The 24,969-nt window shown below is 69.9% G+C and carries 25 protein-coding genes; 13 read left to right on the top strand and 12 right to left on the bottom strand.

Annotated elements, in window-relative coordinates; translation table 11 throughout:
* Position 1: 1 nt before the first annotated feature.
* The 4 genes from AC1DPN_RS00835 to AC1DPN_RS00820 all read right to left on the bottom strand — a co-directional run bounded on the left by AC1DPN_RS00835 (position 2) and on the right by AC1DPN_RS00820 (position 5,711).
* Complete coding sequence (locus AC1DPN_RS00835; protein ID WP_477082832.1) at positions 2 to 2,482, bottom strand: glycoside hydrolase family 2 protein; 2,481 nt, start codon at positions 2,480 to 2,482, stop codon at positions 2 to 4.
* A gap of 32 nt (positions 2,483 to 2,514) precedes the next feature.
* Positions 2,515 to 3,336 carry a carbohydrate ABC transporter permease gene (locus tag AC1DPN_RS00830; RefSeq protein ID WP_477082831.1) on the bottom strand — a complete coding sequence of 274 codons (822 nt, stop codon included), beginning with the start codon at positions 3,334 to 3,336 and terminating at the stop codon, positions 2,515 to 2,517.
* On the bottom strand, positions 3,333 to 4,316 hold the full coding sequence (locus AC1DPN_RS00825) for a carbohydrate ABC transporter permease (protein WP_477082830.1): 984 nt from the start codon (positions 4,314 to 4,316) through the stop codon (positions 3,333 to 3,335). The genes AC1DPN_RS00830 and AC1DPN_RS00825 overlap by 4 nt, the downstream gene beginning before the upstream one ends.
* An 87-nt stretch (positions 4,317 to 4,403) precedes the next feature.
* Positions 4,404 to 5,711: an ABC transporter substrate-binding protein gene (locus tag AC1DPN_RS00820; protein ID WP_477082829.1), complete on the bottom strand. Its 1,308-nt coding sequence runs from the start codon at positions 5,709 to 5,711 to the stop codon at positions 4,404 to 4,406.
* Between the two features lie 233 nt (positions 5,712 to 5,944).
* On the opposite strand from AC1DPN_RS00820, the gene AC1DPN_RS00815 reads away from it, so the two are divergent.
* Both AC1DPN_RS00815 and AC1DPN_RS00810 read left to right on the top strand, forming a co-directional pair.
* Complete coding sequence (locus AC1DPN_RS00815; RefSeq protein ID WP_477082828.1) at positions 5,945 to 7,216, top strand: ROK family transcriptional regulator; 1,272 nt, start codon at positions 5,945 to 5,947, stop codon at positions 7,214 to 7,216.
* A 62-nt stretch (positions 7,217 to 7,278) separates the two neighbouring features.
* Positions 7,279 to 8,691: a glycoside hydrolase family 28 protein gene (locus AC1DPN_RS00810; protein ID WP_477082827.1), complete on the top strand. Its 1,413-nt coding sequence runs from the start codon at positions 7,279 to 7,281 to the stop codon at positions 8,689 to 8,691.
* A gap of 68 nt (positions 8,692 to 8,759) precedes the next feature.
* On the opposite strand, the gene AC1DPN_RS00805 is transcribed toward AC1DPN_RS00810, so the two are convergent.
* From AC1DPN_RS00805 to AC1DPN_RS00795, 3 genes are read right to left on the bottom strand one after another with little or no spacing between them, the layout of a single operon-like run.
* The gene (locus tag AC1DPN_RS00805) at positions 8,760 to 9,932 is read right to left on the bottom strand and encodes an ABC transporter substrate-binding protein (protein WP_477082826.1); all 1,173 of its coding nucleotides are present in this window, start codon (positions 9,930 to 9,932) and stop codon (positions 8,760 to 8,762) included.
* A gap of 26 nt (positions 9,933 to 9,958) precedes the next feature.
* Positions 9,959 to 10,600 (bottom strand): flavin reductase family protein, encoded by a 642-nt coding sequence (locus AC1DPN_RS00800; RefSeq protein ID WP_477082825.1) that lies wholly within the window; start codon positions 10,598 to 10,600, stop codon positions 9,959 to 9,961.
* Positions 10,593 to 11,678: a DUF1989 domain-containing protein gene (locus AC1DPN_RS00795; protein WP_477082824.1), complete on the bottom strand. Its 1,086-nt coding sequence runs from the start codon at positions 11,676 to 11,678 to the stop codon at positions 10,593 to 10,595. Before AC1DPN_RS00795 ends, AC1DPN_RS00800 begins: the two co-directional genes overlap by 8 nt.
* A 117-nt stretch (positions 11,679 to 11,795) precedes the next feature.
* On the opposite strand from AC1DPN_RS00795, the gene AC1DPN_RS00790 reads away from it, so the two are divergent.
* Entirely contained in the window at positions 11,796 to 12,476 is a 681-nt protein-coding gene (locus AC1DPN_RS00790) for a GntR family transcriptional regulator (protein ID WP_477082823.1), read from the top strand.
* Between the two features lie 15 nt (positions 12,477 to 12,491).
* Here the strand turns inward: AC1DPN_RS00790 and AC1DPN_RS00785 are convergent, their stop codons facing one another.
* The 5 genes from AC1DPN_RS00785 to dnaK all read right to left on the bottom strand — a co-directional run bounded on the left by AC1DPN_RS00785 (position 12,492) and on the right by dnaK (position 17,613).
* On the bottom strand, positions 12,492 to 13,661 hold the full coding sequence (locus AC1DPN_RS00785) for an aminotransferase class V-fold PLP-dependent enzyme (RefSeq protein ID WP_477082822.1): 1,170 nt from the start codon (positions 13,659 to 13,661) through the stop codon (positions 12,492 to 12,494).
* Positions 13,662 to 13,710: 49 nt separating this feature from the next.
* On the bottom strand, positions 13,711 to 14,124 hold the full coding sequence (locus tag AC1DPN_RS00780; protein ID WP_477082821.1) for a heat shock protein transcriptional repressor HspR: 414 nt from the start codon (positions 14,122 to 14,124) through the stop codon (positions 13,711 to 13,713).
* A 2-nt stretch (positions 14,125 to 14,126) separates the two neighbouring features.
* The gene (locus tag AC1DPN_RS00775) at positions 14,127 to 15,113 is read right to left on the bottom strand and encodes a DnaJ C-terminal domain-containing protein (protein ID WP_477082820.1); all 987 of its coding nucleotides are present in this window, start codon (positions 15,111 to 15,113) and stop codon (positions 14,127 to 14,129) included.
* 77 nt (positions 15,114 to 15,190) lie between these two features.
* Positions 15,191 to 15,757: a nucleotide exchange factor GrpE gene (gene grpE / locus AC1DPN_RS00770; protein WP_477082819.1), complete on the bottom strand. Its 567-nt coding sequence runs from the start codon at positions 15,755 to 15,757 to the stop codon at positions 15,191 to 15,193.
* Entirely contained in the window at positions 15,754 to 17,613 is a 1,860-nt protein-coding gene (dnaK, locus tag AC1DPN_RS00765; protein ID WP_477082818.1) for a molecular chaperone DnaK, read from the bottom strand. The genes grpE and dnaK overlap by 4 nt, the downstream gene beginning before the upstream one ends.
* A 466-nt stretch (positions 17,614 to 18,079) precedes the next feature.
* On the opposite strand from dnaK, the gene AC1DPN_RS00760 reads away from it, so the two are divergent.
* The 10 genes from AC1DPN_RS00760 (at position 18,080) to AC1DPN_RS00715 (ending at position 24,949) form a co-directional block, all read left to right on the top strand.
* Positions 18,080 to 18,478, top strand: a complete 399-nt coding sequence (locus tag AC1DPN_RS00760; protein ID WP_477082817.1) for an MmcQ/YjbR family DNA-binding protein — start codon at positions 18,080 to 18,082, stop codon at positions 18,476 to 18,478.
* Positions 18,479 to 19,067: 589 nt separating this feature from the next.
* Positions 19,068 to 19,922 (top strand): phosphotransferase, encoded by an 855-nt coding sequence (locus tag AC1DPN_RS00755; RefSeq protein WP_477082816.1) that lies wholly within the window; start codon positions 19,068 to 19,070, stop codon positions 19,920 to 19,922.
* A 242-nt stretch (positions 19,923 to 20,164) separates the two neighbouring features.
* Positions 20,165 to 20,563, top strand: a complete 399-nt coding sequence (locus tag AC1DPN_RS00750; RefSeq protein ID WP_477082815.1) for a ribonuclease E inhibitor RraB — start codon at positions 20,165 to 20,167, stop codon at positions 20,561 to 20,563.
* Positions 20,564 to 20,655: 92 nt separating this feature from the next.
* On the top strand, positions 20,656 to 21,078 hold the full coding sequence (locus AC1DPN_RS00745) for a RidA family protein (RefSeq protein WP_477082814.1): 423 nt from the start codon (positions 20,656 to 20,658) through the stop codon (positions 21,076 to 21,078).
* A 40-nt stretch (positions 21,079 to 21,118) separates the two neighbouring features.
* Positions 21,119 to 21,757, top strand: coding sequence for a YdeI/OmpD-associated family protein (locus AC1DPN_RS00740; protein ID WP_477082813.1), 639 nt, complete (start codon positions 21,119 to 21,121; stop codon positions 21,755 to 21,757).
* Positions 21,758 to 21,850: 93 nt separating this feature from the next.
* On the top strand, positions 21,851 to 22,468 hold the full coding sequence (locus AC1DPN_RS00735) for a DinB family protein (RefSeq protein WP_477082812.1): 618 nt from the start codon (positions 21,851 to 21,853) through the stop codon (positions 22,466 to 22,468).
* 145 nt (positions 22,469 to 22,613) lie between these two features.
* Positions 22,614 to 23,447, top strand: a complete 834-nt coding sequence (locus tag AC1DPN_RS00730) for a class II glutamine amidotransferase (RefSeq protein WP_477082811.1) — start codon at positions 22,614 to 22,616, stop codon at positions 23,445 to 23,447.
* Positions 23,448 to 23,524: 77 nt separating this feature from the next.
* Complete coding sequence (gene arr / locus AC1DPN_RS00725) at positions 23,525 to 23,935, top strand: NAD(+)--rifampin ADP-ribosyltransferase (protein WP_477082810.1); 411 nt, start codon at positions 23,525 to 23,527, stop codon at positions 23,933 to 23,935.
* Positions 23,936 to 24,083: 148 nt separating this feature from the next.
* Positions 24,084 to 24,656: a hypothetical protein gene (locus tag AC1DPN_RS00720; protein ID WP_477082809.1), complete on the top strand. Its 573-nt coding sequence runs from the start codon at positions 24,084 to 24,086 to the stop codon at positions 24,654 to 24,656.
* Positions 24,653 to 24,949 (top strand): transcriptional regulator, encoded by a 297-nt coding sequence (locus tag AC1DPN_RS00715; protein WP_477082808.1) that lies wholly within the window; start codon positions 24,653 to 24,655, stop codon positions 24,947 to 24,949. The genes AC1DPN_RS00720 and AC1DPN_RS00715 overlap by 4 nt, the downstream gene beginning before the upstream one ends.
* Positions 24,950 to 24,969 lie beyond the last annotated feature (20 nt).

The following is a 24,969-nucleotide window of genomic DNA, read 5'->3' as shown; positions in this document are numbered from 1 at the left end:
CTCAGACGGCACGGGCCAACCGCACGGAAGCCAGGTCGTTGGCCGTCCGCAGGACCGGTGCCGTGACGAGCGCACCGGCCAGGTCCGGCACGTCCGAATGCACCCGGATCGTCACCGACGACCCGGCGTGGAGCGTGTGCAGGCCGACGTCGACGGAGGCGTCCGGGTCGAGCCGGTCGACGTGGAGCGTGAGGTCCTTGACGAGCGAGCGGGCCCGCACCGTCACCTCGTAGCCGTCCGGCGTCGGCTCCGCCTGCACGTCGAGCGCGTCGGGGTCGAGCCGCAGGTCGACGTCCTCGACCCAGCAGTGCGTGGTCTGCAGGCCGTCGAACTCGGCGACCAGCACCTCGTCCGACGCGTCCTCGGCGGTGCGGACGTCGCTCGGCAGCTCGAGCAGTGCGACCGCGCGTGGGGCGACGTCCACGGGCAGCTCGGTGGCCGCGAGCAGCACGCCGTCCAGACGCTCGCGCTGCACCGCGACCGTGCCCTGCCAGGGCGTCGCCGTGTCGTTGACGACCGCGAGCACCAGGCGCCCGTCACGCAGCTGCACGGTGAGGATGCGGTCGGCGTAGGCCGCGCGCAGTGCCCACCACAGCGGCTTCGGCCGCTCGTCGCCGTCGATCGCTGCCCAGGACGTGACCGGCCAGCAGTCGTTGAGCTGCCAGACGATCGAGCCCGCCGTGCGCGGCCACCACGAGCGGTAGTGCGTGATCGCGTGCGCCACGGCACGGGCCTGGTTCAGCTGCGTGGCCCAGTGCCAGTCGGCGAAGTCGGTCGGCACGCCGAGGTGCGGCTCCATGCCGCGGTCCAGCTTGCCGTTGCCGTCCTCGGCCTTCTGGTGCAGGAGCCAGACCTCGTCCTCCTTGGCCAGCGGTGCGCCGTCGGCGTTGCGGACCGCGCGCTCGAGCGTCGCCCAGGTGGGCGGGCCCTGGAAGCCGAACTCGCTGCTGAAGCGCGGGATGTCGTCGCGGTAGTGCGTGTAGTCGATCCGGTTCCACACCTCCCACTGGTGGTGCGTGCCGTGGTCGGGGTCGTTCGGGTGCACGTCCTGCGGGTCGCGACGCGGGGAGATCGGGCTGCCCGCCGCGTACGGCGTCGTCGGGGACAGCTCGGCGACGACGCTCGGGAACAGGCTCTGGTAGTAGCCCAGACCCCAGGTCGCCTCACCCAGCTTCTCCTTCCAGCCCCAGTCCTCGTGGCCCCAGATGTTCTCGTTGCCGCCGTTCCAGAGCACGAGCGAGGGGTGCGACGACAATCGCGTGACGTTCTCGCGAGCCTCGGCCTCGAACTCGGAGCGGTGCGGCTCCTCCTCCGGGTAGGCGAAGCAGGCGAGCGGGAAGTCCTGCCACACCAGAAGGCCACGCTCGTCGCACAGCTCGTAGAAGTCGTCGGACTCGTAGATGCCGCCGCCCCAGACGCGCAGCAGGTTGAGGTTGGCGTCGACCGCCTGGTCCAGCCGGCGCGCGAGCCGCTCGCGAGTGATGCGGGTCAGCAGGTGGTCGTCGGGGATCCAGTTGGCGCCCTTGGCGAAGACCGGCACGCCGTTGAGGACGAACGTGAAGGCGGTGCCGTCCTCGTCGTCCGGGGTGGCCAGCTCGACGGTGCGCAGCCCGATGCGGCGCTCCCACGAGTCCAGCCCGGCCAGCTCGACGCGCAGGTCGTAGAGCAGCTGGTCGCCGTAGCCGACGGGCCACCACAGCCGCGGGTCCTCGACGACGACGTCGACGACCGCCGACGAGGAGCCCGCCGCGACCGTCCCGGTCACCACGGTGCCGCCGAGCGTCACGGCCACGTCCAGATCGGTCGCGGTGCCGAGACCGGAACGCTCGACGTCGACGTGCACGGCGACCGTGGCCGCACCGTCGATCGTCACGAGCGGGCGCACCGAGGCGATCCGGGCCGTGCGCCAGCGCTCCAGCCGGACCGGCTTCCAGATCCCCGCGGTCTGCAGGTCGGGGCCCCAGTCCCAGCCGAAGCTGCACGCCATCTTGCGGACCATGTTCAGCGGGTGCGGGTACGCGCCGGGGCGTGCGCCGATGCGCTCCTGCTCGGCCTCGGCCGTCTCCAGCGCCGACCGGAACAGGACCTCGAGCTGCTGCGCCTCGCCCGACAGGTACGGGCGCACGTCGAACCGGTACCCACGGTGCTGGTTGGCGGTGCTCCCGATGCGACGACCGCCCAGGCTGATCTCGGCGACCGTGTCGAGGCCGTCGAACACCAGGTCGACGCGCTCGTCGTCGCCCGCAGGCCGTGCCGCGAGCTCACGCGAGTACAGCCACTGCGCGCGGTGCGCCCAGACCAGGGCCTTCTCGCCCAGGTCGACGTACGGGTCCTCGATGAGGCCGGCCGTCAGCAGGTCGGTGTGGGCGGTGCCGGGCACCTGCGCCGGGATGGTCCGCCCGGCGATGTGCTCGGGGACGGGGCTGCCCGGTCCTGCGGTGGTGCGCAGGGTCCAGCCGTCGTGCAGGGTGGTGCGGTTCATCGTGGAAGCTCCTGGTGCTTGCTCGGTCGCGCTCACTTGGTGGCCCCGGCCGAGAGGCCGTTGTAGATGTACTTCTGCAGGGCCAGGAAGACGATCAGCGTCGGGATGATGACCAGCAGGGCGCCGGCCGAGAGGACTTCCCACTGCGTGCCGAGCGGTCCGCGGAAACGGAACAGGGACGTCGAGACGACACCCAGCTCCTGCGACGGCATGTAGAGGAACGGGATGTAGAACTCGTTGTAGATCGCGACGCCCTTGATGATGACCACGGTCGCGATGGCCGGCTTGAGCAGGGGGAAGATCACGCGCCGGTAGATCGTGAAGTGGTTCGCGCCGTCCAGGGTCGCCGCCTCGTCGAGCGAGATCGGGATCGACCGCATGAACTGCACGAAGATGTAGATCGACACGATGTCGGTGCCCAGGAACAGGGCGATCGGCGCGAGCCGGGTGTTGTAGAGACCGAGCGTGTTGACCACCTGGAACGTGGCCACCTGCGTGGTCACGCCGGGCACGAGGGTGGCCAGCAGGAACGCGCCCAGCACCAGCTTCTTGAACCGGAAGTGGAAGCGGTCCAGCGCGTACGCCGTCATCGTCCCGATGATGATCGTGCCGATCACCGACGCGACGAGGATGACGGTCGTGTTGACGAACGCGCGGCCCATGTCGGCGTCCCGGAACGCGATGCCGAAGTTGGCGAACGTGACGTGCTTCGGCAGGTCCAGCGGCCCGCTCGTCGCGTAGTCCTGCGCCGTCTTGAGCGCGGTGAGCACGATGACGGCCAGGGGGACCAGCGTGACGAGGCTGGCGAGCACGAGGCTCGAGTACTTGCCGGTCGCTGCGAGAGTCTGCTTCACGTGAGGTTCACCTCCTCCTCGGGGACGAGGCGTCGCTGGATCCACGTGATGATCAGGATGATCACCAGCAGGATCACGGCCATCGCCGACGCGAGCCCGACCTTGTTGGACTGGAACGCGGTCTTGATGGTCTGGATGACGAACGTCGTCGACCCGTTCGCGCCGTCGGTCATGATGAACGGGATCTCGAAGACGGCGAGGCTGCCGGAGATCGCGAGGATGAACGACAGGCCGATGATCGGCTTGATGCCCGGCGCGATGATGTAGCGGAACTGCGCCCACCGTCCCGCGCCGTCGAGCTCGGCCGCCTCGTAGATGCCCGCCGGGATGGACTGGATCGCACCGAGGAACAGCACGAAGTTCAAGCCCATGTAGCGCCACACGGACGTGCCCGCCAACGAGAAGTTGATGATGTCCGGGTTGCCCAGCCACTGCGGCATCGAGTCCATCGGGACCCCGAACAGGTGGATCACCGAGTCGAGCGTCCCGCCCGGCTGGAAGAAGAACAGGAAGATGAACGACACCGCGACGCCGTTGATCAGCGACGGGAAGTACAGGATCCCCTTGAACGCGTTCTTGAACCGCGTCCTGAAGCTCAGCAGCGTCGCGAAGTACAGCGCGAGCGCGATCTGGAGGACCGACGCAGCGAGGTAGTAGAGGCTCACCCAGAACACCCGGAACAGCTCCGGCCGCGTGAAGAACTCGACGTAGTTGTCGAGGCCCACGGAGTTCTTGACCTTGCTGATGCCGTTCCAGTCCGTCGTCGAGTACCAGAACATGTTGGCGACCGGGATGTAGGTGAAGGTCACCAGCAGGACCAGCGGGACGAGCAGGAAGAGCCACGGCGTCAGGCGCCAGCCCCGGTTCGTCGTCTGCGGTGCTGCACCCGATGCCTTGCCACGGAAGGGCAGCAGGACGGACGAGCGCAGCCGACGCGGGACTTCAGCGGGTGGCGCGAGCACCTCGGGGATGTCGCTCATAGGTGGTGTCGCTCCTAGCAGAGGGGTTCCTGGGCCGCGGCACGGCGGGTCCACCGGATGAGGATGGACCCGCCGTGAGCAGCTCGGTCAGCCGACCGACGCGCGCGCGTCGGCCCACTTGGCATTCAGGCCCTCGAAGATCGACTCCTTGGTCTCGTCCGACGCACCGCGCGCCGAGTCGACCAGCTGGCGGTAGTAGTCGGGCTGGCCCAGGCCGATCTCGGCCTGGTTGTCGATGCCGGACAGCGTCGCCTCCGGCGTCATCTCGAGGTACTGCACCCCGGTGGCCTCGAAGTCCTTGAGGTTGGCGGGAGCCGGGTCGGAGATGACGGTGGGCAGGCCACCGGCGTAGTCGTAGAAGCCGGACTCGTTGATGAACCAGTCGAACCAGGCACGGGCGGCAGCCTTGTGCTCCGAGTTCACGTTGATGGCCATCTTGTAGTCGCCTCCGATGGGCGAGGTGGGCGTGCCGTCCACGGCGAACGGCGGCGGCATGAAGCCGATGCTCGCGGGGTCGGTCCCGGCCTTGGTGGCGGCCTCCTGCATCTGCGGCACGGCCCAGGAGCCGAGCGCCATCGCGGCGATCTTGCCGGTGGCGATGAGGTTCTTGGAGTTCTCCCAGTTGGTCGTCGTCGGGTCGTCCTCGATCAGGCCGGCCTTCGTGACGTCGTAGAGCAGGGAGTCGACGGTGGCCTTCTCGCTGCCCTCGGCCCACGGGGCGTCGTCCTTGGCCATCTTGACCAGTGCGTCCTTGTCGCCCGAGACCGCACCCATCCAGCTCTGCGGCCAGGTCAGCGGCCAGCCGTCCTTGTAGTTCGTGTAGAACGGCACCGCATCGGTCTTGTCCTTGACCGCCTGGAGCGCGGTGATGAAGTCCTCCGGCGTGGTGGGCAGCTCGGTGATCCCGGCGGCCTCGAACACGTCCTTGTTGTAGACCACGCCGTTCGCGTTGCCGAAGGTGGCCAGGCCGTAGGCGGTGCCGTCGAGCGCGGCCTCGTTGACGAAGCGGTACGTCGTGCCGAGCTCGTCGGTCGACCCGATCGGCTCGAAGAAGTCGGGGTAGTCGGCGACCGAGACGCTGTTGGGGATGAGCAGGACGTCGCCGTAGTCCGTCGTGTTCATCCGCGTCTTGACCTCACCCTCGTAGTCCGTGAGGGCCTCGAACTTGACGGTCACGTCGGGGTACGCGGCCTCGAACGTCTTCTTGTACTCCTGGAACTTCGTGTCGACCAGGTCCGTGCGGTTGGTCAGGACCAAGATCTCGCCCGAGGGCGTGCCGTCGCTGGCTCCGTCGGAGCTGCTGTCGGCGTCGCCGTTCGAGCAGGCGGCGGTCAGGCTCAGGGCGGCCACGGCGGCGGCAGCCACGGCGATCCGCATGTGTCGCGTGTGGAACATCGGTGATCCTCTCGACAGTTCGGCACCTCGGTGTGCCGATGGGGAGGGCGTCCTCGCCAGGGCCGGGGAGACGGCCACAACTCCTGGTGGACATTCTTAGATCGGTTGCTAAAGTAAGTCAACCCAGGGGTGAAAGCCTCCTACCGATCGACGCAGAACCGTTACCGTGGGCCCGATCGGTCACCAGACGGCCTGGGCCGTACCCGCAGGTCGACGACGACAAGGAACCGCCCATGAGTGCCGGACCCAGCGCTTCCGGGGCGACCCATGTCACGACGCGCGCCGCGATCCTCGACGTGATCCGTGGCGCCGGCCAGATCAGCCGCGTCGAGCTGACGCGCCAGACCGGGCTCACCGGTGCCACGATCTCGACCGTCGTGCGCCGCCTCATCGACGACGGCCTGGTCGTCGAGATCGGCCATGCCGAGTCGACCGGCGGCAAGCCCGCCGTGCTGCTCGCGCTCGACCCCGACGCTCGCTACGCCGTCGGTATCCACCTCGACCACGCCGGGATCACCTACGTGCTGGCCAACCTCGGCGGCGCGATCGTCGGGCGGTGGCGACGCCCGGGCGCCGGCACCGACTCTCCCGGGAGCGTCGTCGACCGCATCGGCACCGAGCTCACCACGTTCGTCGCGCAGGTGGGTGTCGACCCCGACCGGATCGTCGGCCTCGGCGTCGTCTCCCCCGGCCCACTCACCGGGTCCACCGGCATGGCCCTGACGCCCCCGGTCATGCAGGCGTGGACCGCGTTCCCCGTCGCCGACGCCCTCCAGGCCGCGACCGGCATGCCGGTCATGCTCGAGAACGACGCGACCGCCGCGGCCGTCGGCGAGTACTGGTCGGGGACGGGCGAGGCCAGCTCGTGCTTCGCCGCCCTCTACATGGGCACCGGCATCGGCGCCGGCGTCATGGTGCACGGCGACGTGTACCGCGGGGCCAGCAGCAACACCGGCGAGATCGGGCACATCTGCGTCGACATCGACGGCCCGCGCTGCTGGTGCGGCGGCCAGGGCTGCGTCGAGGCGATCGCCGGTCCCGCCGCGGCCGTCGCCTCGGCCCGTGCAGTCGGCTTCGCCCTGCCGGACATCGGGATCTCGGAGGACTTCGCGGCGCTCTCCCGGGCCGCTCTGGCCGGGCACGAGCCTGCCGCGTCGATCATCGAGCGCTCCGCCCGCTACGTCGCCCTCGCGGCGCAGGCGCTCGCGAACATCATGGACCTGGACCGCGTCGTGCTCACCGGCCCCGCCTTCGCGCACGCGGGCTCGCTGTACGTCCCCGCCATCCGCGCGCAGCTCGACCGGACGTTCTTCGCGCGCACCAGCCACCCGATCGAGGTCGTCATCTCCACCCACGCGGCCGAGGCCGCCGCCGTCGGTGGTGCAGCACTGGTGCTGCAGAGCGAGCTCGCTCCCCGCGCCTCGTCCGCCCGTGCGCTGGGCAGCACCGTCCGCGCCTTCCCGGTGTCACGCGCACCGCACCAGCCCGAACCCACCCACGCCTGACCCGCTCGACCCGTTCCGGCCGCACCGGCCGCGCTCCCCTGCACCACCGAGAGGACTTCGCCATGCCCACGTTCGACATCCGCGACCACGGAGCGACCGGTGACGGCGCGACCAACGACGCCGCCGCGATCCAGGCCGCCATCGACGCGTGCCACGCCGCAGGCGGCGGCCGGGTGCTCGTGCCGGCCGGGGCGACCTACCTGAGCGGGTCCATCGAGCTGCGTTCCCACGTCGAGCTGCACGTCGAGCGCGGCGCCGTGCTGGCCGGTGCTCCGGACCCGGCGGCCTACACCGCCCGGCTCGAGGTCGGCGCCCTGTCCGCCGGTGTGGTGAACGACGAGAACGACGCGGCCCTGGCCTTCATCACGGCGAACGGTGCGACCGACATCGCGATCACGGGCGCGGGCCGGATCGACGGCGCCGGGCGCGCCTTCATCTTCGAGGACCTCGGGACGATCTACCGCTGCCCCAACCAGCGCCCCTTCACGGTCTTCCTCATCGGCTGCTCGCGCGTCCACATCCGCGACGTGCGGTTCACCGACGCCGCCCTGTGGTGCGTGCGCCTGTCCGGCTGCGAGGACGTGGTCATCCACGCGATCACGATCGACAGCGACCTCAAGTACCCCAACGCCGACGGGATCGACCTGGACCGCTGCCGTCGCGTGCGGATCAGCGACTGCGAGATCTCGTGCGGCGACGACGCCATCTCGCTCAAGACCTGCGAGGAGTTCCCCGACCTGGGCCCGACCGAGGACATCACGATCACGAACTGCACGCTGCAGTCGACGTCGAGCGCCGTCGTGGTCGGCGTGGACGCGATCGCCGACATCCGCAACGTGGTCGTCTCGAACTGCGTGATCCGGTCGTCGCACCGCGGGCTGGCCGTCAACCTGGGCCAGGAAGGAAACTTCGAGAACATCCTGTTCTCCGACTGCGTCGTCGAGACCCGGCACTTCGACCGCGGCTGGTGGGGGCACGGCGAGCCGATCTACGTGAACGTCGGCGCGTGGCACGACCAGGTCGGTCGGCTGCGCAACGTCCGCTTCCGCAACATCCTCTGCCGGTCCGAGAACGGCGCGTACATCGGCTCCGACGCGCCCGGGCTGATCGAGGGTGTGGTCCTGGACGGGGTGCGGATCGAGCTGGACCGCTGGTCGCGCTGGCCCGCCGGCGAGTACGACCGCCGGCCCACGTCGGACGGTCCCGAGGTCTACGCGCACCCGACGTCCGGCATCCACATCGACACGGCGACCGACGTCACGCTCCGTAACTGCGAGGTCGTGTGGGCCGGTGCCGACCCCGCCTTCGCGCACGCGGTCGAGGCGATCGACGTCGACGGCCTGGTGATCGAGGGTCTGCGGGGAACCGCGGCCCGTCCGTCGCTCGAGGCGGTCGTGCAGCGTCGGCGCGAGCCCGGCGAGGTGCGCTACCCCGTCGGCGTCCCGATGCCGGTGATGCGCGCCGCCGGCGACTGACGCCGTCGCCCCCAGGAAACAGCTCGCGACGTCCGCGCTCGTGAGAGTGCGGACGTCGCGAGTCCTGGCTACGGCAGCGCGATCGTCGGGTCGAGGAACTCGTTGGTGTAGAGGTCCGTCGCCTTCAGCCCCTCGGCCGGGGCGGTGCCGGCGTCGGTGAGGATCGGCGTCGCGATGTCGAGGATCTTCTGGACGCGGGCCTCCTCGAAGCTGCCGAGCGTCCCGTCGGGGGCGTTGGCGACGATGCCGAGGTCGATCTGCTGCTTGGTGCCGTCCTCGGCCTGCGCGGCGTCGTAGACCCAGCCGGTGTTGAACTCCTCGACGGCCTTCACGACGAGCGCGTTGGCCGTCGTCGGGTCCGCGAAGTAGTCGACGGTCGCCTGCTGGACCACCGGGACCAGCTCCTTGAGGCAGTCGGCCTGCTTCGTGACGTCCTCGGTGCGGACCGACAGCGCGACCGCGTACAGCGGGTAGCCCGTGTCGGCGATCAGCTGGTAGTCGACCGGCTTGTTCCAGGACGGGAGCTGGTTCTCGTAGACGAACGGCTCGTCGGTGGCGAAGCCCTGCTGCGCGTCCTTGCCCTGCGCGGCGACGAAGTTCGCGGGGGTGCCGTCGTAGGTGCCGTCGATCTGGTCCTCACGCAGCTGGCCGGAGCCGGTCAGGTAGGACATCCACGTCGCGCCGGCGAAGTAGCGGACGAAGGCGTCGGTGTCGGCCAGGTCGGAGATCTCGTGCACGTCGGGGTACGTGGCCGGGTCCCACATGATCATCCACGGAGCCTTCTCGAAGGTCGCCATGACGGCTGTCGTCGGCAGCGCCACCGAGTTCTGCACCGACTCGTCGGTGTTGACCCAGCCGAGCAGCACGTCCTTGTCCGAGTACATCTGCGACGGGACGGGCGTGAACCCGATCGCGGGGCCGCCCGCGCGGATCTCGACGTCGACGCCAGTCGGCTCGCCCTGTGCGTACAGCGGTCCGCGGACCACCTTCGCGTCGGCGTCGATCGTCGGGTCCGGTCCGAGCAGCTGGTAGAGCCCGCCCTGCTCGGCCTGCGGGTTCCAGTCGGTCTGGATGACGACCGTCGCGGGGCAGACGCCGCTGAGGTCGACCGCGCCGATGGCCGTCTCGGACGCGCTCGGGCCGTCCGCCTCGGGGGTGGCGGAGCTCGCGCAGGCCGCGAGCGAGAGCGTCACGAGACCGCCGGTCAGGGCGGCGGCGACGCGCGTTCGGTTGCTGGTCATGTGGTGCTCCTTAGGTGGGGAGGGTGTCACAGCTGGTCGATGTCGGTCGCCGAGACGGGGGTCCCGGAGTCGTCCGACGCGAGGGAGAAGCGGTTCTCGGTGGTCACGTAGAAGCTGGCGCCGAACCTGCCGACGGGGTGGAAGTCCTGGAGCATCACGCGCCAGCGCTCGGTGTCGATCAGGCCGTCGGCGGCGTGCAGGTGGTGGATCCGGCCGAGGTAGACCTGGCGGCTCGTCGTGAGGATCCGCTCGTGCACCGTGCACTCGAAGGCCACGGGTGCCTCGGCGATGCGAGGCGGTCGAACGCGGTGCGACGGCGTCGCGGTGAACCCGACCGTCGCAAGCTCGTCGACGTGGGCGGGGAACCGTTCGCCGCACCGGTGCATCCGCGCGGCCATGGACTCGTCAGGGATGTGGACGACGAGCTCGCCCGTCGCGTCCAGGTTGGCGGCGGTGTCCTTCTGCGCGCCGTCGTCCAGCCGGTTGACGCTGATCATCAGCAGGGGCGGCTCCTCGCCGACCATCCCGAACATGCTGAACGGGGCGGCGTTGACGACACCGTCCGGACTGACCGTCGTGACCAGCGCGATCGGCCGGGGCACGATGAGGCTCGCCATGAGCTTGTACCGCTGGTACTCGCCGAGGGAGTCGAAGTCGATCTCAGCCATGCGAGCCGACCCACCAGCTCAGCAGGACGTCCCGCAGCGCGTCGCCCTGGTCGGCGTAGCGCTCGGTGTCGTGCAGCGCCCTCAGGCGGGCGGCGTCGGCCTCGTCGAGCTCGACGGCCACCGGTTCGAGCCGGACCGGTGTGCGGGCGAAGGCGGGCTCGTAGTCAGGGACCTTGGAGAGCCGTCGCTCGGTGCGGATCGTCGGCTGGCGGAAGTCCGAGGGCGTGCGCTGCGTGGCGTAGGCCCGCAGCGGCGGGACCGCGTCGATCTCGGCGCGCGTCGCGGTCAGCACCTCGACGCGGACCGGGTTCAGCGAGAAGTTGCTGGTGCCCATGATGTCGTTGCCACAGACGTTCGGGACCGCGAGCACGTCGACCAGCGCGAGCAGCTCGACGTGGTCCTTGGGCGCCGTCGACTGGCGCAGGATCTCGGGCATACCGTCGACGACGCGCGTCGCCATGAACAGGTTGAACGAGTCGTGCACGTCGTCGGGGGTCAACCCGTACTCGCGCTGCGCCTCGGCCTGGATGTCCGCGCAGTTGGTGTGGTCGGCGAAGCCGTGCATCGACTCGTACATGTTGGCGCTGCACCGCGGGAACAGGGTGTCGTTGATACCCGCGGTGTCGGTCTGCAGGTACATCAGCGCGCGCTCGCGGGGCGGCGCGGACCAGAGGAACGACCCCGTGCTCGGGTTGGTGCCGTGCAGCGTGCGCGTGCGGCCCACGTGCATGAACTCGCGGTAGTCGTGCAAGTTGAACACGTTGAGGTCGACGCACTGGTCGCCCGTGATCTGCTCGACGCGCAGGATCTCGCCGGCGCGGACCTCGAAGGCCTTGCCGGTGCCGGGCTCGAGGACGACGTCCTGGCGGGACTCGCGCTCGGCCGGGGCGACGAGGCCTTCCCACCACTGCCACGGGCGTCCGGTCGTGCGGGGGTGGCTGCGTCGGACGACGCCCTCGGCGGTCTCGCGCAGGGCGAGCCGGACCAGGGACGGGGCGTCCGACGCCTCACCGGCGGCGAGCGAAGCGCCGACGAGCTCGAGCTGCTGGTCCGTCAGACGGACGATGATCTGCGACATGGTGTCCTCTCGTATACGGAACCGAAGGTAGTTCGTATACTGAAAACAGTCGTTTCGTATCCGTCAAATGTCTGTTGCAGTCTCGTTTCGGCACGATCGGACGTATACGGTGACCGCATGGACAGACCCGCCGACCGCGCCAACCACGCCTTCCTGAGCCTGCGGTCCGCGATCGTCGAGGCCGCTCTGCCGCCCGGCACCCGTCTCCCCGAGGACGTCCTCGCGCAGCAGTACGGCGTCAGCCGCACCCTGGTGCGCGGCACGCTCGCGCGGCTGACCGCGGCCGGGCTCGTCGAGACCGGCAAGGCGAAGTCGGCGCTCGTCGCCAACCCGTCGCTCACGGAGGCCAAGGAGACGTTCCAGGTCCGCAGGTGCCTCGAGCGCGAGGCCGTCCGCTGCATCGCTCTCGGGTGGCAGCCGTCGATGGCCGCCGCGCTCACCGAGCACGTCGAGCGCGAGCGCGCCGCCGCTGCCACGGGTAACCAGCAGGTGTCGGGCCGGCTGGGCGCCGAGTTCCACATCCTGCTCGCCGAGCTCAGCGGGAACGCGCTGCTCGAGCGCTACCTCAGCGAGGTCGTCTGGCGCTGCGCTCTGATCCTCGCCATCCACGGCCGCGACCACGACCAGTCCGGCTCGGTCGACGAGCACGCCTCCCTGGTCGAGCTGCTCGCGGCAGGCGACGCCGACGCGGCCGAGGCGCTGGTCGTCCGGCACGTCGCCGCGGTCGAGGAGCGGACGCTCTCAGGTGTCGACGAGGGGCGCGCGCTCGACCTCACGACGGTGCTCAGTCGCTACTGAGGAGCGAGACGGTGCTCAGCGCAGCGTCGCGAGCAGGCGCTCGAGGTCGTCGTCGGACGTGTAGTAGTGCGGCGACGCCCGGACCACCTCGGTCAGGCCACGCGCACCGAAGTCGAGCTGGGCCGACGACACCCGGGTGACGCTGACGTTGACGCCCTTCTCGGTCGCGGCAGCGCGGACCTCGTCGGCAGAGCGTCCCTCGACCGTGAACGTGACGATGCCTGACCTGCGGACACCCTTGTCGCGCACGGTGATGCCGTCGATGGCGTCGAGCTCGGTGCGCAGCGACGCCGCGAGCGCGGTGACCCTCTCCTCGATCGCGGGAAGCCCGGTCGAGAGCGCATAGTCCACGGCCGCACCCAGGCCCAGGTTGTCGGCGACCGACCGCTCCCACGTCTCGAAGCGACGCGCACCCGCGACCGGCACGTACGACGTCGGGCCCGTCCAGGTCGCGGCACCCAGCCCGAGGATCGGCGGCACGAGCGTGTCGGTGATCGCGCGCGACGCGTACAGGAACCCGGTCCCGCGCGGCCCGCGCAGGAACTTGCGCCCGGTCGCCGCGAGCAGGTCGCAGCCGAGCGCCTCGACGTCGACGTCGAGCTGACCGACCGACTGGCACGCATCGAGAAGGAACGGCACCCCGGCCGCTCGGGTCAGGGCGCCGACCTCCGGGGCAGGGTTCACCACGCCGCCGCCGGTCGGGATGTGCGTCAGCGCGACGAGCGCGACGTCCCCGCCTCCGAGCGCGTCGGCCAAGGCGTCGAGGTCGACCTGGCCGTGCTCGTCGTCCTCGATGACCTCGAGCGTCACGCCCGCGCGCTCGCACGCCTGCAGGAGCGCGATCGCGTTGCTGATGTACTCGGTGCGCGCGGTCAGGATCCGCTGGCCGGGCTTGAGCGGGATCGACGAGAACGCGACGTTCCACGCCACGGTCGCGCTCTGCACGAGAGCGATCTCGTCCTCGTGGGCGCCGACGAGCCTCGCGACCGACCCGTACACCGCCTCGACGCGCTCGGACGACTCCTCCTCGGCCTCGTAGACGCCGATCTCCGCCTCACGACGCAGGTGCGCGACGACCGTGTCCGTCACGACCTGCGGGCGCAGCGCGCCGCCGGCGTTGTTGAGGTGGGCCACGTGCTCGACGCCGGGGGTGTCACGGCGCGCCTGGGCGAGGTCGATCGTCACCCGGGGAGTCTAAGCAGGCGACGAGCCCGTGCCCCGCCGGAGTCCGCGGTCAGCGGTTCGACGGGCGCCAGAGGACGACCGCGGCGCGGTCGGACGGGCTCGTGGGACGACGGCTGCGTGTGCGGTTGACCGCGACGTCGCCCGTGGGGTCGGCCGTGAAGACGCGGCGGCCCGGGTCGACGAATGCGCGCAGGTACTCGATCTGGCGTCGCATGCCCTCGAGCTCGGCCTCCAGCTCGAGGATGCGCTTGATCCCCGCGAGGTTGACGCCCTCGTCCTGCGACAGCCGCTGCACCTCGCGGAGGGTGGCGATGTCCCGCAGCGAGTACCGGCGACCGCGGCCGCTCGCGCGGCTGGGGATCACCAGGCCGAGGCGGTCGTACTGACGCAGGGTCTGCGGGTGCATGCCCGCCAGCTCGGCCGCGACCGAGATCACGTAGACCTTGGCGTCCTCGGCGACCACGGCTACTTCCTCGCCGAGTCCAGCAAGCCGGCGCGCACGTCCTCACCCGACGTCGCGATGCCGAACGCCTGGACCGCCTCGCGTGCCGCGGCCGACAGCCGCTGCGGGACGACGACCTGCACGGTGACCAGCAGGTCTCCCGCGCCCTTGGCAGCCTGCACGCCGCGCCCCTTGACGCGCAGGACGCGCCCGGAGGGGGTGCCCTCCGGGACCTTCACGCGGACGGTCGAGCCGTCGAGCGTCGGCACCTCGATCGTCGCGCCGAGCGCTGCCTCGTCGAACGCGACCGGAACGGTGAGACGCAGGTTCTCGCCGTCGAGCGAGAAGACCGGGTGCGGGGTGACGTTGACGGTGACGACGAGGTCACCGCCCGGCGCTCCGGCGGTGCCGGGCCGACCCTTGCCGCGCAGCCGGATCTTCTGGCCGTCGCGCACACCCGCGGGGATGCGCGCGTTCACGGTGCGGCCCTCGACGTTGAGCGAGACCTGCGAGCCCTCGACCGCCTGCCGGAACGGCATGGTGACCGTCGCGGACAGGTCGGCGCCCTGCTGCGGGCCGCGACCGCCCGAGAACCCCGCGCCGCCGCCGTTCCCGAAGAGCCCGCCGAGCAGGTCCTCGAACCCGGCGCCTCCGGGCTGGCCGCTGGAGTACCGGACGCGGCCGCCACCGGGCGCCCCGCCCCCGAACATCCCGCCGAAGACATCCTCGAAGCCGCCGTTGGCCCCGCGTCCGCCCGACGTGAACCGGGCACCGCCGGCCATCTGGCGCAACTGGTCGTACTGACCGCGCTGCTCCGGGTCGGACAGGACCGCGTACGCCTCGCCGACGTCCTTGAAGCGGGCCTCCGCCTTGGCGTCGCCGGGGTTGTGGTCCGGGTGCATCTCGCGCGCGAGCTTGCGGTACGCCTTCTTGAGCGTGGCCGCGTCCGCATCCTTGGGGACGCCGAGAACCGCGTAGAAGTCCTTCTCGAGCCAGTCCTGACCGGTCACGACGCCTCCTTCCAGATCTTCGTAGGTCCGAGCGGACAAGTGCGTGCACTCGTCCGCTCGGACGCTACAGGTGGTTCTTACGCCTCGGGGTCCACCACGGCCACACGGGCCGCGCGGAGCACCCGGTCGGACGTGCGGTACCCGGGCTGGAGCACCAGCTGGACCGTCGGCTCGGTGACGTCGGCGGAGTGGGAGTGCATGAGCGCCTCGTGCACCGCCGGGTCGAACGGCTCGCCGGCCGTGCCGTAGCGGGTCACGCCGAACCGACCCAGGGTCGCCTCGAGCTTCTCCGCGATCGACGCGAACGGTCCGGTCAGGTCACCGTGCTGGCGGGCCAGCTCGATGTCGTCGAGGACCGGGATCAGAGCCTCCACGACCGAGTGCACGCCCCGGTCGTGGGCGGCCAGACCGTCGGCCTTGGACCGCTTCACGAACGACGAGTACTGCTGCTCGAGGTTGTAGTAGGCCGCCTTGGAGCGCTGGAGCTCGTCCAGACGCTCCGCCGCGATCCGCTCGACCTCGACCAGACCCTCGAGGACGACCTCCTCCTCGGCGTTCTCCGCGATCGACTCCGCCTCGGCGAGGACCTGCTCCTCAGGAGTCAGGTCGTCGCCGTCGGAAGTGCCCTCGGTGGACGAGGTCACTTGGCGGCCGCCTCGTCCTCGTCGTCGACGATCTCGGCGTCGACGACGTCCTCATCCTTCGAGGACGCAGCGGGCTCGTCGGAAGCGGGCGCGTCGGCCGTGTTGCTCGCCGAGTACAGCGCCTCGCCGATCTTCTGGCTGGTGGTCAGCAGGGCCGAGTGCTTGGCCTTGACCTCGTCGATGTCCGTGCCCGCGAGCGCGGTCTTGAGCTCGCCGACGGCGGCCTGGACCTCGGTCTTGATGTCGTCCGAGAGCTTGTCCGCGTTGTCCACGAGCAGCTTCTCGGTCGAGTAGACGAGACCCTCGGCGCCGTTGCGCACCTCGGCCTCCTCGCGACGCGCCTTGTCCTCGGCAGCGTGCTCCTCGGCCTCGCGCACCATGCGCTCGATGTCCTCCTTGGGGAGGGCCGAGCCGCCGGTGATCGTCATCGACTGCTCCTTGTTCGTGCCGCGGTCCTTGGCGGACACGTGCACGATGCCGTTGGCGTCGATGTCGAACGTGACCTCGACCTGCGGCACACCACGCGGAGCCGGCGCGATGCCGGTGAGCTCGAACGTGCCGAGCGGCTTGTTGTCCCGCGCGAACTCGCGCTCGCCCTGGAACACCTGGATCAGCACCGACGGCTGGTTGTCCTCGGCCGTCGAGAAGATCTCCGAGCGCTTGGTCGGGATGGCCGTGTTGCGCTCGATGAGCTTGGTCATCACGCCGCCCTTGGTCTCGATGCCGAGGCTCAGCGGGGTGACGTCGATGAGCAGGACGTCCTTGCGGTCGCCCTTCATGACGCCAGCCTGCAGCGCGGCACCGACGGCGACGACCTCGTCGGGGTTGACGCCCTTGTTGGGCTCCTTGCCACCCGTGAGCTCGGTGACCACGTCGGTGACGGCCGGCATACGGGTCGAGCCGCCGACGAGGACCACGTGGTCGATCTCGGAGAGCTTGATGCCCGCGTCACGGATGACGTCGTTGAACGGCTTCTTGGTCCGGTCGAGCAGGTCCTGCGTCATCTGCTGGAACTGGGCGCGGCCGAGCTTGGTGTCCAGGTGGACCGGGCCGTTCTCGCTCATCGAGAGGTACTGCAGCGAGATGTTGGTGGTCGTCGCGGACGACAGCTCCTTCTTGGCCTGCTCGGCAGCCTCACGCAGACGCTGCACGGCGATCTTGTCCTTGGCCAGGTCGACGCCCGTGGAGTTCTTCACCTCGGCGACGAGGAACTCGACGATGCGCTGGTCCCAGTCGTCGCCACCGAGGCGGTTGTCGCCCGAGGTCGCGCGGACCTCGATCGTCGAGAAGCCGTCGTCGTCCTTGCCCACCTCGAGCAGGGACACGTCGAACGTGCCGCCACCCAGGTCGAAGACGAGGATGAGCTCGTCCTCCTTGCCGCGCTCCAGGCCGTAGGCGAGGGCGGCCGCGGTGGGCTCGTTGATGATGCGCAGGACGTTGAGGCCCGCGATGGCGCCCGCGTCCTTGGTGGCCTGGCGCTCGGCGTCGTTGAAGTACGCCGGGACCGTGATGACGGCCTCGGTGACGGGCTCGCCCAGGTAGGCCTCCGCGTCACGCTTGAGCTTGGAGAGCACCCGCGCGCTGATCTCCTGCGCGGTGTACTTCTTGTCGTCGATGCTCGTGGACCAGTCCGTGCCCATGTGGCGCTTGACGGACGTGATCGTGCGGTCGACGTTGGTGACGGCCTGGCGCTTGGCGATCTCGCCGACCAGAACCTCACCGGTCTTGGAGAACGCGACCACCGACGGCGTCGTGCGCGACCCCTCGGCGTTGGCGATGACCGTGGGCTCGCCTCCCTCGAGGACCGCGACGACCGAGTTGGTGGTACCGAGGTCGATGCCGACTGCTCGTGCCATGTGTGTGCCTTCTTTCGTGTGGTGCGGGGTGTGTCGTCTCGCTCTTGAGTCCGGCTGGCTCAAGTCTGCGCCGCTTCTCGGGCGTTCGCAAACTCGGTCGGCCTAACTTGAGTCTGTATGGCTCAACCTTGGCTCGACGCGATCCATTCCCCGCTGATGGCTCACGGCCGGCCGGTCCGAATTGCTCGCGTGGAGGCCAAATCCCTTGGTAGGGCGCAGCAGATCCCTCGGTAGGACGCCCAGATCGCTCGGTAAGACGTTCAGATCGCTCGGCAAGCAGCGTCGGTTCGCATCCGGCCGCTCGGGAAGACGCGTGGCGCAGCCCTGGGGTTGTTGGACCTGCGGGCACACAGTCCTCCGAGCTGGGCCCGATAGTCCGATGACGTCGGCGCGGCCCCGCCAACCCCGGAGACTCTGATGTGCTGATGTCCTACCCGGCGGGGAGGATGGGCGCGGGAAGGTACAGATGAGCGACATCGCGGACGTTCCACCCGCCGTTGTGGGCCGGCTCCGGGTGATCTGCGGGGAACTGCCCGAGGCGTACGAGGAGCCGGCGTGGATCGGCCTGCGGTGGCGGATTCGCCGGCGGACGTTCCTGCACGTCTACACCACCGACGAGAGGCGGTCGGCGTACATCGATCTGGACCATCCGGCCATCCTGATGACCTTCCGGGCGCCGCCCGGGGAGTTGGCCGCGCTGGCGCATGCCGGCCCTCCGTTCTTCCGGGCCGACTGGGGTGAGAATGTCGTGGGAATGGTGCTGGAAGACGAGACGGACTGGGTCGAGGTTGCCGAGCTGGTGACGGACAGCTATCGCGTGCAGGCGCCCCGCCGCCTCGCGTTCCGGCTGAAGGCAGGTGGATGAACCGCCGGCTCGTCCCAGTGGGAACTCACCGGCGTGATCGGTCGGCCACGTGCCGCAACTCGCAGTCGCCGTCAGGAGAACAGCTGGACCTGGCGCTCGACGCCACTTGGTGGCTGGGCAGATCAGCGAGACCGGCTCGGGCATAACGAGGTGCCGGGCTGAGGATTCGGACAACTAGGTGAGACGCGCGCAGGCTCACCTATGTGTCCTGCAGCAGGTCAGGCCGTTGAGCGTCGGACAAGTTCGATGAGTTCCTACAGTCCGAATAACCTGTGGGATCCCGTTCTAGCTGGCCAAATCCCCCCTAGTTGGCCAGGCCGTGGCCAGTGGGCGTCCCACCTACTTGTCCTGGCCCAGGTCAGGAGCGGCTTCGGGCTCCGGACGCCGCGGCGTGTCGTCGAACCTCGTAACGCCTGAGCGGCTGGCGACATGGCTGAGGCTCCACTCTGACTCGTGAGTCGGGGTGACCACCCAGCTGGCGGAGCTGCCTTCGGAGGCCGCCGCCTGATCTGCCGATCTGCGCAGGCTCGGCCGGGTGCCTGGCTACGGTGATGCAGCGTGCGCCACGGTGTGGCCAAGGAGGTCGACCATGCATGAGTCAGAGGTGCGCCGTGCAGTTGCCGCGGCCACGGCGATCGCTCTGTCGCTCAACCTCCCGGTCGACGAGGTCGTCCTGCTCAACGTCTCCAACCAGCTCGCCCTGCGCCTGCTCCCCGGCGATGTCATGGCTCGGGTGGCACTCGGGACGGATCACGTGGCGTCGTTCGAGATCGAGGTCGCTCGACGCCTGGCCGCGTGCGGGAGCCCGGTGGCGCGTCTCGATCCCCGGGTCGAGCCCCGTGTGTACGAGCGCGACGGCTTCGCGGTCACCTTGTGGACGTACTACGGGCCCGCACCGGGTCGCGGAACCTCCTCGGCTGACTACGCCGACGCCCTTGCTCGGTTACACGCTGACATGCGCCGGCTCGACGTCGCGGCACCGCACTTCACAGAGCGGGTCGAGGAGGCCCGACGGCTCCTCGTGAGCCGCGACCGCACTCCAGCACTCCCTGAGGGGGACCGCGAGACCCTCATCCGCACGTTGGGACGTACCGCATCGGTGGTCGGCGAGCACGGCGGTCCGGAGCAGCTGCTGCACGGCGAGCCGCACCCGGGCAACCTTCTCTTCACGACGGAGGGGCCGCTGTTCATCGACTTCGAGACCTGCTGCCGCGGGCCTGTCGAGTTTGACCTCGCCCATGCGCCCGACGACGTGGTCGAGCACTACGCGGGCGCCGACGGCGAACTTCTCCGCGCGTGCAGGATGCTCGTCCTCGCGATGGTCACGACGTGGCGCTGGGATCGTGACGACCGCCTTCCCCACGGGCGCCGGCTGGGCGCGGAGTGGCTCTCCCAGCTCCAGGCAATGCTCGCCCACGACGGCATCGACGGCATCGACGGCTGACCCTCCCCAACTGAGGATTTGGACAGCTTCGTGAGACGCGAGCCGTCTCACCTACTTGTCCACGCGCAGGTCAGCACGCCGCGATCCGGACAACTCCGCTGAGTTCCTACACGAATCCCGCCGTCGTCTGCGGGCTCGCGCGAGTTCGACGGGGGCGATCGGGTAACACGGTTCCACCCTCACGTCCTGCACTTCACACTTGGCGGGCGAGAGCGCACCGCATTAGAGGGAGAAGACGAATCGTGGCCTGGTCACTCCGGTCATTGCTGTCCCGCTTCGATCGTCGAGCGGTCGACGTGGAGGAACGCTCACCTCAGCTGGGGTTGAAGTACAAGGACCTCATGCTCCTCGGAGCGATCTCTGAGCAAGGCGGCGACCTGAGTGAGCCTCGGCACGTCGTCCACCACCTGTACCTGCCATCTGAGCCGGCCGCGCGAGCGGCCAGCTCTGAGCTCAGCACGCACGGGTGGAGTGCGGAGGTTCGCGAGCCCCTCCCCGACTACCCCGGTCAGTGGGCCGTCGTGGCGGAGCGGGCCGACGCAGTGCTGTCCCCTGACTTCGTCCGAGATGCGACGGATCTCATGGAGGCGGTCGCTTCACGCGGTCAGGGCGAGTACGACGGCTGGGAAGCGTCGGCGTAGGTCTCGCGTCGCCTCGCGGATCGCCGCTAAGGCGAGCCCCACCTCCGGCGCGCGCACCCGCGAGCCGCGGCCGGCGGGCGGATCATGGCCGCATGCCTCTCGAGCCCGCGATCACCTTCGTCCGACCTCCGCAGCTGGCGGCGAGAGCGCCTTACGCCTACGCAGCTGTTGTGGGTCCCGGCCAGCTCGTCTTCACCGCGGGAGCCTGCCCGCTCGACGCTGACGGCAACACGGTCGCTGTGGGCGACATCGCCGGACAGGCCGCACAGGTCATGGCGAATCTCGTCACCGCGCTGCAGGCCGCCGGCGCGCAGCTGACCGACGTCGTCAAGACGACCATCTACGTCGCGTCGTCCCGGCAGGCCGATCTCGGCATCGCCTGGCACGTCGTCCGTGGCGCCTTCGGCACCCACGACGCCCCGAGCACCCTGCTCGGCGTCAGTGTTCTGGGCTACGACGACCAGCTGGTCGAGGTCGAGGCCGTCGCGATCCGTCCGAAGCCGAGCACGATCTGAAATGACACGTGACCAGGCAGAGTCCGAGGCTCCGGGTCGGATGGGCGGCTCACCCGAACGACCAGCGCGCTTCTTCGACAGTGCCGAGGAGTTCGGCGCCTGGCTGGCGCTGCACCACGACACCGAGACGGTGCTGTGGATGGGCTTGAAGAACAAGGGCTCGGCCGATCGCGGCCTGACCTGGGAGCAAGCGGTCGTCGAGGCGCTGTGCTGGGGATGGATCGACTCGGTCGCGCAACGCATCGACAACGAGTCCCGGCGGCAGCGCTGGACCCCTCGCAAGAGGGCGTCCCACTGGAGCCGGGTCAATCTCGACCTCGTCGAGAAGCTGCGCGCCGAGGGGCGGATGCAGCCGAGCGGGTTGGCGATCTGGGAGCAGCGCACCCGCGAAGAGGCGCCCTACAGTCACGAGCGACCTTGGGCCGGACTGCCGGACTCCTATGCCGAGGAGCTGGCTGCGTCGCCGGCGGCCACCGCCTTCTGGGAGGCTTCGACTGCGACCTACCGCAAGTTCTGCGCCGTCTGGGTCACCTCAGCCAAGCAGGACGTCACACGCGCCCGCCGGATGGCACAGCTGATCGAGTGCAGCGCCGAGGGCCAGCTCGTGCCGGGCCAACGCTACGGCGACGTTCCGCCGTGGTTGGCGCGGGCCGCGGCGGCCGCGGCAGAAGCACGATGACGTAGTCAGGGGAACGCAGCGAGTCTCACCCAGGCGTTCTAGGCCGTCGAGAATCTTCTTGCCGTCGGCGCCCCCACGCGGAACGGTCAGGGCATGACCGTCCCCCCCCGTCTCGCACCCCTGCTGGCCGAGTACGACTTCGCCAGCAACCGTCTCCTGCAGCGCCTCAGCGGCCCCTGGGTCGACAGCGGCGACGACGAGCAGGTGGTGGTCGAGCCGCTCACGGACGCGGAGCTCCTCTGGGAGCCCGTCCCAGGCGCATGGACCATCCGCCGGCAGACGGACGGGCCTGGCGGACTCGGCGCGACGAGACTCGTCGGAGCGGGCGAATGGGGTCACGACGGGGGTCGCCCACATCCCTGGCCGCCACCGGTCACGAGCATCGGCTGGCGCATCAACCACGTGGCCAAGACACTGGCGGGCCGCGCGGACCACACCGACGGCACCCACACCCACACGGAGGCGTCCGACGAGCCGCAGGGCACAGCAGCAGGCGCGATCGCGAGCCTGACAGCAGGGATCGCGGCATGGCGCGCGACGCTCCTGGGAGCCGACGACGCCGCCCTCGACACGGTCGGCTACAGCACCTACCCGAACGGCTCCGATCCTGAGGAGACGTTCCTCGACGTCGTCTGGTGGATGAACCAGGAGGTCGTCCACCACGGCGCTGAGATCGCCCTGCTCAGGGACCTGTACATCCGGCTGGCGTGACGCGCACGTCCTTCTGGATCTGCGCCACGTGCCGTGGCGAATGCCGACCAGTCCGACGTGTGCGCCGATGAACGCCCGTGGCGGAGCGGCAAACGACGGGGCCGGGGCTGTGAGAGCCTGGGCGGAGTCGGCAAGGAGGCCACAGATGTGCCGCTGGATTGCGTACTCGGGTTCGCCGGTGCTGCTCGACGAGCTCCTCTACAAGCCTGCCAACTCGCTCGTGATGCAGAGCCTGCACAGCAGGCTGGGGGCGGAGCCGACGAACGGCGACGGGTTCGGCGTCGGCTGGTACGACGAGCACTCGCCGACGCCCGGACTGTTCCGGAGCGTCGAGCCGGCGTGGAGCGACCGGAACCTTCGGGAGCTGTCGCAGCACGTGCGGTCCGGCGTCGTCCTGGCGCACGTGCGGGCGACAAGCGGCACCGCCGTGCAGCAGACGAACTGTCACCCGTTCCGGCACGGGCGGTGGTTGTTCATGCACAACGGGTTCGTCGCCGGGTTCGGTGCGATGAAGCGCGACCTGCAGCTGGCTGTCGCCCCTGAGCTCTTCCCGACCATCGAGGGCACCACCGACTCCGAGACCCTGTTCCACCTTGCGCTGACGTTCGGGCTCACCGACGACCCGCCGAAGGCGGTCGCCGCAGCGATCGGGCTCGTCGAGGACGTCGCGCGCCGGCACGGCGTCGAGTACCCCTTCCAGGGCACCATCGCGACGACCGACGGGGAGCGGCTCTGGGCGTTCCGGTACTCGTCGGAGAGCCGGTCGCGCTCCCTCTTCCACAACCAGGACGTCTCCGTGCTACGCCACCAGTACCCCGACAACCCGGCGCTGCACGGTCTGTCCGACGACACGCGGATCGTCGTCTCCGAGCCGCTCGGAGACCTGCGCGGCGCCTGGCTCGAGATCCCGGAGAGCACGTGCCTCGTCATCGGCGGGGGGGCCCTGGAGACCCAGCCCTTCGTCCCGACGTCCCCCTGAGATCCGCGGGCCTGTCGCCAGCGGCGGCAGACCCATGCCCGAGCCCCCGCGTGTGGTCGGCCTCGTAAACTGCCACGGTGAGTGACGCGTCGGACCGGGGCCGGTTCTTCCATGGCACGAAGGCCGACCTGCAGGTGGGCGAGCTCCTCACCGCGGGCTTCCGGTCGAACTACCGGCCGGACGTCGTCATGAACCACATCTACTTCACAGCGCTGCGTGACGGTGCCGGGCTCGCCGCCGAGCTCGCGGCAGGCGACGCTCCTCCGCGCGTCTATGTCGTCGAGCCCATAGGTGCGTTCGAGGACGACCCGAACGTCACCGACAAGAAGTTCCCGGGCAACCCGACCCGGTCCTACCGCAGCACCGAGCCTCTCAGGATCGTCGGAGAGGTGACCGACTGGACGCGACTGAGCCCCGACGCGCTACAGACGTGGCGCGATCGACTGGCGGCGATCCGCGCCGACGAACGCGCCGAGATCATCAACTGATCGAGAACTGACTGTCGACCCTCACGGCGCGGCGCCGTCGAGCCCGGTTGCCTCGCCATCGCCTACCGCGCACCCGGCATCCTCGCGACGACCAGGTCCGAGCTGCCGATACTTGCCATGTTGGAAAGTTTGATTAATACTTTCCAACATGGAAAACATGGAGCCCGCCGCGGCGGCCGCCGCCCTCGACGCGTCCGACCGGGCGCGCTCCGCCATCGCCGGGTCGGTGCGGGTGCCACGCGGTCACGACGTGATCATCGGCGCCGCGGTCGCGATACAGATCGCCACGGCGGTCATCGGGATCGCGAGTGCCGACGACGTCGGCGCGTCGGAGCGCTCCGTCCTCGGCTGGGTGGCCGCCGGTGTCGTCGTGTTCCTCGTGGCCGCACTGGTCGAGGTCGTGCGGTTCCGTCGGATCAACGGGGTGCGGCTCGACGGGTTCACGGCCCGGGTCGTCCTGGGCACCGACCTGTGGGCGTCGTGCTCGTACGGTGGCGCCGCGGTCGTCGCCTACGTCGCTGCGGACAGCGGGCTCTGGTGGCTGGCCGTGCTCGTGTCGTCCGCGGGCGGCGCGGCCTACGCGTTGTGCGGCCGGCGCTGGATGCGCCGATACCGGGAGGTTCCCGAGCGCGGGCTGCGCAACGAGTCGAGGGTGCTCCTCGGTCTCTTCGTCGCCGTCGCGATCGTCGCGCTCGGCCTGCTGGTCGCGAACGCACGATGAGCGCCACGCTCGACCCCCTGATCAACCCGCCCGCGCGGCTGATGCTTCTGTCCATGCTCTCCGCGGTGTCCGAGGCGGAGTTCGTGACCGTGCGCGACCAGCTCGACGTCAGCGACTCGGTGCTGTCCAAGCACGTGTCCGCACTGGCCGCCGCCGGCTACGTCGCGAGCCGAAAAGGGGTGCACCGCGGGCGCCGCACCACCTGGATCGCGCTCACCGCGACGGGCCGGACCGCGCTCGCCGGCCACGTTGCCGCGCTCCGGGCCGTGATCGCCGGCATCCCGGCTGACTGAGATCTCCGCCGGGATGTCCG

Source organism: Cellulomonas sp. P4_H4 (genome assembly GCF_056400865.1).
This window is presented reverse-complemented; position numbering and strand designations above follow the sequence as displayed.

Excerpts from the sequence above, each read along its gene's own strand:
- AC1DPN_RS00815 (WP_477082828.1), top strand. The coding sequence starts at position 5,945 with ATGAGTGCCGGACCCAGCGCTTCCGGGGCGACCCATGTCACGACGCGC.
- AC1DPN_RS00835 (WP_477082832.1), bottom strand. The coding sequence starts at position 2,482 with ATGAACCGCACCACCCTGCACGACGGCTGGACCCTGCGCACCACCGCA.
- AC1DPN_RS00715 (WP_477082808.1), top strand. The coding sequence starts at position 24,653 with ATGAGCGCCACGCTCGACCCCCTGATCAACCCGCCCGCGCGGCTGATG.
- AC1DPN_RS00800 (WP_477082825.1), bottom strand. The coding sequence starts at position 10,600 with ATGGCTGAGATCGACTTCGACTCCCTCGGCGAGTACCAGCGGTACAAG.
- dnaK (WP_477082818.1), bottom strand. The coding sequence starts at position 17,613 with ATGGCACGAGCAGTCGGCATCGACCTCGGTACCACCAACTCGGTCGTC.
- AC1DPN_RS00820 (WP_477082829.1), bottom strand. The coding sequence starts at position 5,711 with ATGTTCCACACGCGACACATGCGGATCGCCGTGGCTGCCGCCGCCGTG.
- AC1DPN_RS00805 (WP_477082826.1), bottom strand. The coding sequence starts at position 9,932 with ATGACCAGCAACCGAACGCGCGTCGCCGCCGCCCTGACCGGCGGTCTC.
- AC1DPN_RS00740 (WP_477082813.1), top strand. The coding sequence starts at position 21,119 with ATGGGCGGCTCACCCGAACGACCAGCGCGCTTCTTCGACAGTGCCGAG.
- AC1DPN_RS00745 (WP_477082814.1), top strand. The coding sequence starts at position 20,656 with ATGCCTCTCGAGCCCGCGATCACCTTCGTCCGACCTCCGCAGCTGGCG.
- AC1DPN_RS00795 (WP_477082824.1), bottom strand. The coding sequence starts at position 11,678 with ATGTCGCAGATCATCGTCCGTCTGACGGACCAGCAGCTCGAGCTCGTC.
- AC1DPN_RS00735 (WP_477082812.1), top strand. The coding sequence starts at position 21,851 with ATGACCGTCCCCCCCCGTCTCGCACCCCTGCTGGCCGAGTACGACTTC.
- AC1DPN_RS00825 (WP_477082830.1), bottom strand. The coding sequence starts at position 4,316 with ATGAGCGACATCCCCGAGGTGCTCGCGCCACCCGCTGAAGTCCCGCGT.
- AC1DPN_RS00760 (WP_477082817.1), top strand. The coding sequence starts at position 18,080 with ATGAGCGACATCGCGGACGTTCCACCCGCCGTTGTGGGCCGGCTCCGG.
- AC1DPN_RS00730 (WP_477082811.1), top strand. The coding sequence starts at position 22,614 with ATGTGCCGCTGGATTGCGTACTCGGGTTCGCCGGTGCTGCTCGACGAG.
- AC1DPN_RS00790 (WP_477082823.1), top strand. The coding sequence starts at position 11,796 with ATGGACAGACCCGCCGACCGCGCCAACCACGCCTTCCTGAGCCTGCGG.
- AC1DPN_RS00720 (WP_477082809.1), top strand. The coding sequence starts at position 24,084 with ATGGAAAACATGGAGCCCGCCGCGGCGGCCGCCGCCCTCGACGCGTCC.
- AC1DPN_RS00755 (WP_477082816.1), top strand. The coding sequence starts at position 19,068 with ATGCATGAGTCAGAGGTGCGCCGTGCAGTTGCCGCGGCCACGGCGATC.
- AC1DPN_RS00810 (WP_477082827.1), top strand. The coding sequence starts at position 7,279 with ATGCCCACGTTCGACATCCGCGACCACGGAGCGACCGGTGACGGCGCG.